General features: G+C 72.3%; 11 protein-coding genes and 1 pseudogene. 6 read left to right on the forward strand and 6 right to left on the reverse strand.

What is annotated here, in order from left to right; translation table 11 throughout:
• Position 1 precedes the first annotated feature (1 nt).
• From KME75_RS08830 to KME75_RS08845, 4 genes are all read left to right on the forward strand, one after another.
• Positions 2 to 1,528 (forward strand): NCS1 family nucleobase:cation symporter-1, encoded by a 1,527-nt coding sequence (locus tag KME75_RS08830; protein ID WP_219414082.1) that lies wholly within the window; start codon positions 2 to 4, stop codon positions 1,526 to 1,528.
• A gap of 89 nt (positions 1,529 to 1,617) precedes the next feature.
• Complete coding sequence (locus KME75_RS08835) at positions 1,618 to 2,454, forward strand: SDR family oxidoreductase (RefSeq protein ID WP_219414083.1); 837 nt, start codon at positions 1,618 to 1,620, stop codon at positions 2,452 to 2,454.
• Positions 2,455 to 2,678: 224 nt separating this feature from the next.
• Complete coding sequence (locus tag KME75_RS08840; RefSeq protein WP_219414084.1) at positions 2,679 to 3,212, forward strand: carboxymuconolactone decarboxylase family protein; 534 nt, start codon at positions 2,679 to 2,681, stop codon at positions 3,210 to 3,212.
• Between the two features lie 59 nt (positions 3,213 to 3,271).
• Complete coding sequence (locus KME75_RS08845; RefSeq protein WP_219414085.1) at positions 3,272 to 4,258, forward strand: LacI family DNA-binding transcriptional regulator; 987 nt, start codon at positions 3,272 to 3,274, stop codon at positions 4,256 to 4,258.
• 6 nt (positions 4,259 to 4,264) lie between these two features.
• On the opposite strand, the gene KME75_RS08850 is transcribed toward KME75_RS08845, so the two are convergent.
• Positions 4,265 to 4,465, reverse strand: coding sequence for a hypothetical protein (locus KME75_RS08850; RefSeq protein ID WP_219414095.1), 201 nt, complete (start codon positions 4,463 to 4,465; stop codon positions 4,265 to 4,267).
• A 322-nt stretch (positions 4,466 to 4,787) separates the two neighbouring features.
• Positions 4,788 to 5,303 (reverse strand): annotated as a pseudogene (locus KME75_RS46655) (FAD-dependent oxidoreductase); the annotation flags it as partial.
• Positions 5,304 to 5,437: 134 nt separating this feature from the next.
• Here KME75_RS46655 and KME75_RS08860 point away from each other — a divergent pair.
• On the forward strand, positions 5,438 to 5,884 hold the full coding sequence (locus tag KME75_RS08860) for a hypothetical protein (RefSeq protein ID WP_219414086.1): 447 nt from the start codon (positions 5,438 to 5,440) through the stop codon (positions 5,882 to 5,884).
• A gap of 3 nt (positions 5,885 to 5,887) precedes the next feature.
• Here KME75_RS08860 and KME75_RS08865 read toward each other — a convergent pair whose 3' ends face one another.
• The 4 genes from KME75_RS08865 to KME75_RS08880 are packed head-to-tail and all read right to left on the reverse strand — an operon-like array spanning position 5,888 to position 8,842.
• Positions 5,888 to 6,592, reverse strand: coding sequence for a class I SAM-dependent methyltransferase (locus tag KME75_RS08865; protein ID WP_308282653.1), 705 nt, complete (start codon positions 6,590 to 6,592; stop codon positions 5,888 to 5,890).
• A 31-nt stretch (positions 6,593 to 6,623) separates the two neighbouring features.
• Entirely contained in the window at positions 6,624 to 7,385 is a 762-nt protein-coding gene (locus tag KME75_RS08870) for an SDR family NAD(P)-dependent oxidoreductase (protein WP_219414088.1), read from the reverse strand.
• A gap of 15 nt (positions 7,386 to 7,400) precedes the next feature.
• The gene (locus KME75_RS08875) at positions 7,401 to 8,267 is read right to left on the reverse strand and encodes an SRPBCC family protein (protein WP_219414089.1); all 867 of its coding nucleotides are present in this window, start codon (positions 8,265 to 8,267) and stop codon (positions 7,401 to 7,403) included.
• On the reverse strand, positions 8,264 to 8,842 hold the full coding sequence (locus KME75_RS08880) for an ArsR/SmtB family transcription factor (RefSeq protein ID WP_219414090.1): 579 nt from the start codon (positions 8,840 to 8,842) through the stop codon (positions 8,264 to 8,266). Before KME75_RS08880 ends, KME75_RS08875 begins: the two co-directional genes overlap by 4 nt.
• 205 nt (positions 8,843 to 9,047) lie before the next feature.
• Between KME75_RS08880 and KME75_RS08885 the strand changes: the two genes are divergently transcribed.
• Positions 9,048 to 11,090, forward strand: coding sequence for an NAD(+) synthase (locus tag KME75_RS08885; RefSeq protein WP_219414091.1), 2,043 nt, complete (start codon positions 9,048 to 9,050; stop codon positions 11,088 to 11,090).
• Positions 11,091 to 11,347: the final 257 nt, after the last annotated feature.

Consider the following 11,347-nt stretch of genomic DNA (forward strand, 5'->3'; position numbering starts at 1 on the left):
CATGACGACCGTAGCCCCCCGCGCCTCGCAGGACAGTGACGCGCTCGGCAGAGTCGACCTGACGGACCGCTCGGTGATCGGCGAGAGCCGGTTCGTCAACGAGGAACTGCTGCCCACCCCACTGCCGAAGCGGACCTGGACGACCTACAACTACGCCGCGCTGTGGATGGGAATGGCGCACAACATCCCCAGCTACCTGCTCGCGTCCGGGCTGATCGCGCTCGGGATGAATTGGCTGCAGGCGTTTCTCACCATCACGCTGGCCAACCTGATCGTGCTGGTCCCGCTGCTGCTCAACAGCCATGCCGGCACGAAGTACGGCATCCCGTTCCCGGTGTTCGCCCGCGCCTTCTACGGGCTGCGCGGGGCCAACCTCGCGGCGTTGCTGCGGGCGTTCATCGGCTGTGGCTGGTTCGGCGTCCAGACCTGGGTGGGCGGTCAGGCGATCTTCGTGGTCGTCGGCCAGCTCATCGGCTCCGGGTGGACGGACGCTCCCGGGTTCGGCGGGTACCCGTGGACGGTCTGGCTGTCCTTCGCGGTGTTCTGGCTGATCCAGATGGCGATCATCTGGCGCGGCATCGAGGCGCTGCGGCGGTTCGAGAACTGGGCGGCGCCGCTGGTCACGGTGGCGTTCCTGGCGCTGCTGATCTGGGTCGTCGTCGAGGTCGGCGGGCTGGGTCCGATCTTCGCGCAGCCCTCCGAGCTGGGCTGGGGCCCGGAGTTCTGGGCGGTCTTCGCACCCGCGCTGATGGGCATGATCGCGTTCTGGGCCACCCTCTCGCTGAACATGCCCGACTTCACCCGCTTCGGCGGGAGCCAGCGCAAGCAGATGCTCGGGCAGGTGTACGGGCTGCCGACCACCATGTCGTTCATCTCGATGGTCTCGATCGTCGTCACCTCGGGCACGGTCGTGCTCTACGGCGAGGCGATCTGGGACCCGGTGGAGGTCGCGAGCCGGTTCTCCAGCCCCGTCGTGGTGGTCATCGGCCTGCTGATGGCGGTGCTCGCCACGATCTCGGCGAACGTCGCCGCCAACGTCGTCAGCCCGTCCTACGACTTCTCCAACGCCCTGCCCCGCCTGCTGAACTTCCGCACGGCCGGGCTGCTCACCGGCGTGATCGGCATCCTCATCCAGCCCTGGCGGCTGGTGTCGGACCCGCAGATCTACATCTTCACCTGGCTCGGGTTCTACGGCGGCGTGCTCGCGTCGGTGGCCGGCGTGCTCGTCGCCGGGTACTGGCTGGTGGCCCGCACGCACCTCGACCTGGTGGACCTCTACCGTCCCGGCGGCCGGTACTGGTTCACCGGTGGATGGAACATGCGGGCACTGGTGGCCACGGTGCTCGGCGCGGTGGCTGCCGTCGGTGGCGCCTATTCGGCGGAGGGCAGCGGCCCGTTCCCCGCGGACGGCCTGATCCCGGTGCTCAAACCGCTCTACGACTACAGCTGGGCCGTCGGGTTGGTGATCGGGTTCGTGGTGTACGCCCTCCTGGCGCTACCGACCTCCCGGCGGTCGCGATCGGAGTAGGCACCGTCCGGCTTTCACCTGTCAGGGGCCACCGGCCCCGTACCGGCCTGATCACGTTCGCGGGTGGCGGAACCGGGTACTGCGAGGTCATGGCACGTGAGCTGCGCGGCCGCGTCGTTCTGCTGACCGGCGGTACGTCGGGGATCGGGCGCGTGGCGACGGCGCGGCTGGCCCGGCGGGGCGCGTGCGTGGTGACGTGCGCCCGCGACGCCGAGCGCCTGCGCACGGTGGTCGCCGGGCTGCCCGGCGAGGTGCACGGCGTGGCGTGCGACCTCGTCGACGCGGACGACCGGGAACAGCTGGTGCAGACCGTGATCGACCGACACGGCCGCCTCGACGCGCTGGTCAACAATGCCGGCGTGGGCCGGGTCGGCCCGCTCATGGACCTCGACGCCGCGTCGATCGAGCAGATGGTGACGGTCAACCTGACCGCAGTCGCCGACTTGACCCGCCTCGCGCTGCCCCACCTGCGGCGGGCGGGCGGCGACATCGTGATGTTGTCCTCGGCGGCGGCATGGGCGCCCATCCCGCCGCTGGCGCTGTACTCGGCGACCAAGGCGGGTGTGGACGGGCTCGTCACGGCCTTGCGCCGCGAGGTTCCCCGCGATGTCCGCATCCACAGCGTGAATCCCGGGCCGGTGCGGACCGAGTGGCTGGCGCGCGCCTTCGGCGCACGACCCGACGAGGACGACAGCGAGCGGAAGCTCTCGTTCGGGGTGCCGCCGGAGTGGGTGGCCGTCCAGATCGAGAAGTGCCTCACCGCATACCACTCGCGCAGTGCGGCCGTGCCCCACCTGCTCGGCCTTGCCCGACTGACGCGTGTCCCGCCGGTGGGCAGGGTGCTGGACGCCCTCATCGCACCCCTGGCGCCGTCGCTCGCGCGCCGCACCCGTGAGTACGGACGGCGGATCGCCAATCGTCGATAGGTGCGGCGTTCGGCCTAATATTGGAGTCCGATCAGCTCTAAATCACCGAATGCACGTGCAACAGCACGCTCAGTGGGCATCCTCTATCCGGGCGTTCTGCGAGGTATTCCGAGATCACCGTGAGTCGGAGGGGTCGGACCATGGCGGCTGGCAGGTGGGACGGTGTCGCCGTCGGTCTGCTCGAGTCGCTAGGCCGCAGCCTCTGGGGATTTCCGCCGCGGTTGATGGCCCCCATGGTCGAGCAGCTCGGTCCGTTCCGGGCGATCGTCTGGTTCGCCGCGAACATGCCGCGCTACGAGCGCACGCTGCGGGTGCTCGGCCCGCTGCGCACCCACCTCGTCGCGGTCACCGTCTCGCTGCACAACGGGTGCCGCTACTGCACCTACGGTCACGCCTACGCCCTCGAGCTGGTCCACCTCCACGAACGGGACGTCCTGTTCCCGATCGACGCGCAGACCCTCGCCGACTGGCGCGAGCTCTCCCCCGTCGAGCTGCGTGACCGGCTGCGCGACCTGTTGCAGGAGGCGGGCCTGCACCGCGAGGTGCTGTGGGTCGACCGCACCCTCGCGATGGCGACCGGGGCACAGCGCCCGATGGACGGCGACGAGGCCCGCATCGCCCACCTGGTGCGCATGTTCGGCGTGCTCAACGCCGTGGGGATCGCCGCGCAACCAGAGCCGGACGAGGCGCACGACCCGCTCAACAAGGACGTCGCTCTCAAGTCCCGGTACTCGGAGCTGCGGGCAGCCGTCCGCTGATTCGCCGACACGGCACGAGGCCGGCGGCGGACGGGAGCTGCCTGGGTAGTGTGCCGAGCATGGGCAGGCGATCCCGTGCCGCGGTCACCCTCGAGGACGTCGCGCGCGCGGCCGGCGTCTCGCGCGCGACCGCGTCCCGCGCACTCATCGGGGCAGGGCCGGTCACCCCCGCCCGGCAGCGGGTCCGCGCCGTTGCCGAACAGCTCGGCTACTCGCCCGACCCTCTCGCCCGCGCCCTGGCCGGCGGCGCGGGCAGTCGGCTGGTCGTCGCCGTCGCCGGGCCGACCCCGGAGGTGCTCCGCGACGCGTACGTCTCCCGCGTCGTCAGCTCGGCGGCGCTCGTCGGGGACCCGCACGGCGTCGGTGTCTCACTGCAGTGGCTGCCGTTCGACGGGGCCCGCCTGCTGGACCGGCTCGCGGCCGACCGCAGCGTCCGCGGCGTCGTCCTGATCAACCCGACCGAGCCGCTCATCGACGCGGTCCCCACCGCGCTGCACGGGCGGATCGTGTCCGTCGGCACCGGTTCTGCCGCCGTCCCGATGTTCGACGTCGACGGCAGCGGCGGCGCCGGGCACATCGTGCGGCACCTGTACACCTCGGGCCGCAGGCGCATCGCGATGATCACGGGCCCGGACTGGCTGCCTTGCACCCGACGGCCCGCCGCGGCCTACCGCGCCACGCTCCTCGCCGCCGGGCTGCCGGTGCGCATCGTGGCCGGCGACTTCACCGCCGCGAGCGGCCACGCGGGCGCCCTGGAAGTGCTGAGCCGGTGGCCCGACACCGATGCGATCTACGCCGCGTGCGACGCCACCGCGCTCGGCGCGATCGCCGCGCTGCGCGCCCGCGGCGTGGACGTCCCGGGCGACATCGCCGTCGCGGGCTTCGACGACGTCCCGGTCGCTGCGCTGAGCGGGCCCGCCCTGACCACCGCCACGCACCCCGTCGAGCAGATCGCCGCGGCCGCGGCCACCGCCGTGATCGACAGCGCTCCCGTCCCCGAGGCGACCGTGTTCGGGTCGGAGCTCGTCCTGCGCGAGAGCGCCTGAGCCCGGTCAGGGCGACGGCAGCCGCAGGGCGACCGGGGTGGAGCCGAAGCGCAGCTCGTGCTGGCGCCGCAGCCACGCCCGTTGCGCCCACCGGTACCTGCCGAGCAGGCCCGCCCCACGCTTCGCGAGCGCATAGCGGCGGCTCGATGCGCGCGCGTCGCCCTGCCCCCGCGCCTCCCGGCGCTGCAGCTGCTGTGCGCGCAGCACCTCGGGTTCGCGCTCGGCCGACGAGCACGTTCAACCGGACCGGGGCCGAGACGTCAGCGCGGCGGGCGAGGACGTCGCCGGCCAGCCATCCCGGGGCGGACGCGAGGGCGGCGGGCAGCCAGTCGTCGCGGCGGAACTCCGCGAGCCCGCCCTTGGGCATGATCAGCCCGCACCGCAGCCGGCCGTCCCAGGACGGGTAGGCGACGAGGGGATGACACCCCGCCCGCACCATGATCAGGAACTCGCAGCGGTCGCGCAGCGCTGCGGGCGCCGGTGCTGCGAACCAGAGCACGTCGTAGCTCTCCCGCGCCTGCTCCAGGGACAGCCCGGAACGGGTGCGCACGGACGAACCGCGGCCGTCACAGCCGACGACGAGGTCGGCGGGCCACTCCAGCTCGCTGCCTCCGGTGACCGCCCGGACCCCGACGACGCGGCCGTCCGACGCGCGCAGGACGTCGGCGAACCGGGTGTCCGGGTGGAAGGCGAAGACCGGATGGGTCGCGGCCACGGCGAGGACCCCCTCCAGCAGCGCGCCGGGGGACGCGATGCGGAACGCCCGGTCCCCCAGCTCGGCAACGGGCTCCGGGATCGTGAACACCTCGGCACCGTCGATGACGATCCGCCACCGTTCGACGGGCCGCCCGGGCACTTCCCGCAGCACCGGGCCCAGCCCCATCTGCTGCAGCGCATCCAGTCCCAGCGGCATCAGCCCTTCGCCGCGGAATGCCCCGCCGACGGACGCCTCCCGCTCCAGCAGCCGCACGCGGACCCCGTGCCGGGCCAGCAGCAGGGCCAGGGTCGCACCGGCCGGGCCGGCCCCCACGACGACGACGTCCACGGCGCCTCCTCGCGTCGACCCTTCCCGATCGGCAGTCGGCTCGCCGGTGCCGCGACGGGTTCGGGTTCTCCTCCGGTCCGCTCCGGGGGCTCACCGGCCTGAAACCGCCGATCCGCAGGCGAACACTCTGCACCATGACCACGTCCTCCGCGCCCAGCCGCGGGCAACTCGTTCCCGTCCCGGTCCGCCGTTCGATCCTGTTGTGGCTCGCCGCCATCGGCGCCGGGGTGGCCGAGACCCTGGTCCGGTTCGCCATGCCCGATCCGCCGGCCCCGGCGGACCTGGCCGTCCGTTTCACGATCTACGCGACCCTCACCGCACTGGTGCTGGCGCTGCGCACCGGCCGCGACGCCGTCCGCTGGGTCGTGGCGGTGCTGCTCGGCGGGGTCGGCACCCTCTCCCTGGTCGTGGAACCCCTGTCGTGGTGGACGGCGGGCGGTTCGGTCCCGGCGTTCCTCGGGGCGGCCGACGGGCCGACCCTGCTGGCCGCCGGGCTGCGGCTGTTCCACGTCGTGGCCGTGCTCGCCGCGCTCGTCCTGATGTTCCGGCCGCGGGCGAACGCGTTCTTCCGCCGCGGCTAGCCGCTACCGCCGGAACAGCGCCGTCCAGAGGAACGGTTCCCCGAAGGACGCCGCTTCCGGCGGCTCGTCGTGCATGCGGCGCAGCTCGACCTCCGTGAGGTCGGAGAAGATCCAGCGCAGGGACTCCGGCGTGTAGGCGAGGCCGCCGTCGAGGCGGGACCGGCGGTAGAGGTCCGCGTCGGGGATCTCGGAGCCCATCGCACCCGCGGCGAAGCAGGTGAGGGCGAACAGGCCGCCCGGGGCGAGGAGCCGGTCGAGCAGGGCGAGGTAGCTGATGCGGCGGTGCGGCGGCAGGTGGTGGAAGCAGCCGGAGTCGTAGATCAGGTCGTACGGCCCGGCGAGCTCGGTGCCGGCCAGGGCGAAGGCGTCCCCGCAGTGGAACCGGACCTCGACGCCGGCCCCGCGGGCACGCTCCTCGGCCCAGGCGATGGCCGCCGGAGACAGGTCGACCGCGTCCACCTCGACGCCGCGCGAAGCCAGGTGGAGGGCGTTGCGTCCCGCCCCGCACCCCAGGTCGAGTGCGCGACCGGCGGTGATCAGGCCGCGGTCGAGGTACGACACGAGGTTCTCGTCCGGCTCGGCCGCGAAGAACGGGACCGGTCTGGACCGGTCCGCGTAGAAGCCGTCCCACCAGGAGGCGGCGTCGTTCGTCCAGCGGTCGGCCTCCGGCGTGAACAGGCCGTCCAGGAGCCTCAGGACGTCGTCCACCGTGCGGATGTTCCGGTCCATTCGCCCCTTCCTAGCAGTGGTCGATCAGCGCCCCGCAGCTGATGTTCATCGTCGCCGCCGTCATCGACCGCGCCCGGTCGGACGCGGCGAAGGCGGCGGCGTTCCCCACGTCGGCGAGCGTCGCGGCGCGTCCGAGCATGGTCTGCTTCTCGATCTCGGCGGCTATCGCGTCCCGGCCGTCGACGTCCGGGGAGATCGACTCGGGCACGCCGCCGGTGCGCAGGGTCAGCACCCGCACCCCGGACGCGCCGAGCTCGGACGCGAGCTGGCGGCGCATCGACTCGAGCGCCTCGAACGCGGTCTGCAGGCCGCCGAGGTGGTACCCGCGCATCGGGTCGCCCGAGCCGCCGAACATCAGGATCACGCCGGAGCCCTGCCGGACCATGTGGCGCACGGCGGCCCGCGCGGTGAGGAACGTGGTCGTCACGGCCGTCGCGACCGGCCGCAGGTAGTCCGCGACCTGCATCTGCACCATCGGCGTGCCCTGCACGTCGCCGTGCTGGATGACGTTGAGCGAGATGTCGAGGCTCCCGGCCTGCACCGCCACGGTGTCGGCGTGCGCGTCGACGGCAGCCTCGTCGAGCGCGTCGACCTGCGCCGTCTCGGCGGACCCGCCCGCGGCGCGGATGTCCGCGGCCACCGCCTCGAGCGTGGCGAGGGTGCGGCCGGCCAGGAAGACCGTCGCGCCCTCGCGGGCGAACGCCCGCGCGACCGCGCCGCCGATCGAGCCGCCGCCTCCGTAGACGACGGCGTTCCTGCCTTCGAGCAACATCGCGGTACCTCCGGGTCAGTCGGTGGCGATGACGCCGGACGGGACGCCCGGCTCCAGGTCGAGCCAGATGGGCTGCCAGTCGGCGAGCTCGTGGTAGCGGCCGAGCCCGGCCACACCGCCGAGCCACCCGGCATAGGGCGGGTGCTGCTCGTCGAAGCCGCTCTGCACGAACGTGAGGCGGGTGCGGCCCTCGGTGCCCTCCAGCTCCCAGGTGGACACCATCGAGCCCCAGTCGACGGTGAGGCTGCGACCGGGCTCGAGGTCGACGATCCGGGCGGGCTCCGCCACCGCGTCGAAACCACCCATCGCCAGCCGGCCGCCGACGTGCGGCTCGATGTCGACGGTCACGCCGAACCACCGGCGGAGCTCGGCGGGCGTGACCAGCGAGCGCCACACCGCGTCCGGCGGCGCGGCGACGACCACCTGCTCGCGCATCACCGGCGAGGTGAAGTCGACCTTCGGGGTGAGCTCGCGGCCCTCCAGGTGGTCGACGAGGTTCGCGATCGCCAGCGACCAGAACGTGAACAGCACGGCGCGCGGACCCGCCTCGGCCGCTGCCTCGCTCCACGGCGGGACGTGGGTCTGTGCCAGCGACACGATCGTCGCGGCCGCGCCCTCCTCCTCCAGCCGGAACTCGGCGGTCGTGTCCTCGCCGCCGATCCGCCAGGCGAACCGCACCGTGCGGTCGTCGACGTGCAGCGGGCGCTGGCGCGGCACATCGCCCTCGGGGGTGTACCGGCCCCAGAACGCGTACCGGTCCGGCAGGTCGACCTCGGCGTGCTCAGCCAGCCACACGCGCAGCTGTGCGGCGTCGGTGAGGGCGCGGTGGACGTCGGCGACCGGGGCGCCTGCGCGGGCGCGGAGCCGCACGACCTCGCTCATGGCGTCGTCTCCTTCGGGTACGTCGGGTAGCAGGCGACGGCGAGCTTGAACGCGTCGCCCTCGGCGCCCCCGTAGCGGGTGAACAGGTCCTGCAACGCGCCCTGCAAGTCGGCGAGGAACTGCGGGCGCTGCTCCGGCCGGACGCGGATCTCACCGGAGACGCCGATCGAGGGCAGCTCCGGGGCGGCCACCGTGCCCGCGGTGGCGTCGAGCGCGGCGACGTCGCCCTGGACCTCCTCCATGAGGTCCAGGAGGTGGCCAAGGCTCAGGTCGTCGCGGGTGCGGCGCGCGCCGATGCGTCCGACGACGCCCGGGGAGAGCCAGTAGGAGTGGGCCGTGGCCTGGTAGACGCCCTCCCGGATCCCACGCACCCGGCGCTCGTCCACCTGCCTGACGAGACCGGCCGTGACCAGGCGCTTCACGTGGTAGTAGACCCACTGCGGCGTCTGGCCGAGATCGGCCGCGACCTCCGTGCACGACCGCGGATCCGCCAGCCGGCGCAACACCTCGACCCGCTGCGGCTTGAGCAACGCCTCCGCCTGCTCGATCCGGTCGAGATACAGCACATCCTTCATGCGAGGAGATTTTTGTACGTAAAGACTCATCTTGTCAATGCTCAAGGGCGTTCAGGAAAGCCACGTTCCTGCCGTTCAACGTCCGGAACGTGGCTTTCCTGACGCAGGCCGTCGCGCCTTCCGCCGCCGCAGGACAAGGGCTGCGTGATCGGGCAGACTGCGGCCCGTCACCCCGTCCCGAGGAGAAAGGCCCCGCAGCCCGCCCATGGACTTCCGCTCCCCGTACCGCCACGGCTTCCTGCGGGCCGCCGCGTGCACGATCCGAACCACGATCGCCGAGCCCGCCGCCAACGCCGCCGCCGTCGTCAGTGCGGCGCGCGAGTGCCACGACGACGACGTGGGACTGGCGGTGTTCCCGGAGCTGACGCTCACGGGCTACTCGATCGAGGACATCCTCCTGCAGGACACGTTGCTCGACGCCGTCCAGGACGCGCTGGCCGAGGTCGTCGCCGCCTCGGCCGACCTGCTGCCGGTGCTGGTGGTCGGTGCGCCGCTGCACTACCGGCACCGCATCTACAACACGGCGGTGGTGATCCACCGCGGCCGCGTGCTCGGCGTGGCGCCGAAGTCGTACCTGCCGACCTACCGGGAGTTCTACGAGCGCCGCCAGCTCGCCCCCGGCGACGACGTGCGCGCGACGATCCGCATCGGGGAGGCTGACGTCCCGTTCGGACCGGATCTGCTGTTCGCCGCCGACGACGTGCCCGGCTTCGTGCTGCACGTCGAGGTGTGCGAGGACATGTGGGTGCCCGTGCCGCCCAGCGCCGAGGCCGCGCTGGCGGGGGCGACCGTGCTCGCCAACCTGTCCGGCAGCCCGATCACGGTGGGCCGCGCCGAGGACCGGAAGCTGTTGTGCCGCTCAGCGGCGTCGCGGTGCCTCGCCGCCTACGTCTACGCAGCGGCGGGCGAGGGCGAGTCGACCACGGACCTCGCCTGGGACGGCCAGACGATGATTTACGAGAACGGTGTGCTGCTCGCCGAGACCGACCGCTTCCCGCAGGGCGAGCGCAGGTCGGTGGCCGACATCGACCTGGACCTGCTGCGTGCCGAGCGGCTGCGGATGGGCACGTTCGACGACAACCGCCGCCACCTCGCCGACCGCACCGACGCGTTCCGGAGCGTCTCGTTCCGGCTCGACCCGCCCGGCGGCGACATCGGGTTGCGCCGGGAGCTCGAGCGCTTCCCGTTCGTGCCCGCCGACGAGTCGCGGCTGGAGCAGGACTGTTACGAGGCCTACAGCATCCAGGTGGCCGGTCTGGAGCAGCGGCTGCGCGCGATCGGCCAGCCCAAGATCGTGATCGGCGTGTCCGGCGGGCTGGACTCCACGCACGCGCTGATCGTCGCGGCCAAGGCGATGGACCGGCAGGGCCGCCCACGCAGCGACATCCTCGGGTTCACGCTGCCCGGGTTCGCCACCGGTGACCGCACGAAGGGCAACGCCACGCGCCTGGCCGAGGCCCTCGGCATCACCTTCGAGGAGCTCGACATCACCGAGACCGCGAAGCTGATGCTCACCAACCTGGAGCACCCCTTCTCCCAGGGCGAGCCGGTCTACGACGTGACGTTCGAGAACGTCCAGGCGGGCCTGCGCACCGACTACCTGTTCCGCGCGGCCAACCAACGCGGCGGCATCGTGCTCGGCACCGGCGACCTGTCGGAGCTCGCGCTCGGCTGGTCCACCTACGGGGTGGGCGACCAGATGTCGCACTACAACGTCAACGGCGGCGTGCCGAAGACGCTCATCCAGCACCTCATCCGTTGGGTCGTCTCGTCGAAGCAGTTCGAGGCCGAGGTGAGCGACGTGCTCACCGACGTGCTCGATACCGAGATCACGCCCGAGCTCGTGCCCACCGGCGAGGACAAGGAGGTGCAGAGCAGCGAGGCGAAGGTCGGGCCGTACTCGCTGCAGGACTTCACCCTTTTCCACGTGCTGCGCTACGGCTTCCGCCCGTCGAAGATCGCGTTCCTGGCCTGGCACGCCTGGCACGACCCCGACCGCTTCGACTGGCCCGCCGGCTACCCGACCGACGAGCGCCCCGCCTACTCGCTGGCCGAGATCCGGCACTGGCTCGAGGTCTTCGCGCAGCGCTTCTACAGCTTCAGCCAGTTCAAGCGCTCGGCGCTCCCGAACGGGCCGAAGGTGTCGGCGGGCGGGTCGCTGTCGCCGCGGGGCGACTGGCGGGCCCCCTCGGACGTGTCGGCACGGATCTGGCTGGAGGAGATCGAACGCGAGGTCCCGCGGGACTGACGCCATGGGCAGGCCACCGCGGAACCAGGGGGACGACTCGCGCGGCAGAAACGGGCGACTCGCGCGCGGGAAACGGGCGACTCGCGGGAACCTCGGCGCAGCCTCGCGCGTCGATCACGTGTGGGAACAGTGAGGTGATCTCAGCAAGATCGTAGCGCGACGTGAGCGCGACACGCTCATATCGGACAATCTGCGCGGTGCTGGTGAGAGCGTGGGGTCCCCCGATAGGGAGTTCTCACCACAAGATCGACCCGCAG

The sequence above is a fragment of the Pseudonocardia nigra genome (assembly GCF_019396355.1).
In the GTDB taxonomy this organism is placed as follows: Bacteria; Actinomycetota; Actinomycetes; order Mycobacteriales; family Pseudonocardiaceae; genus Pseudonocardia; species Pseudonocardia nigra.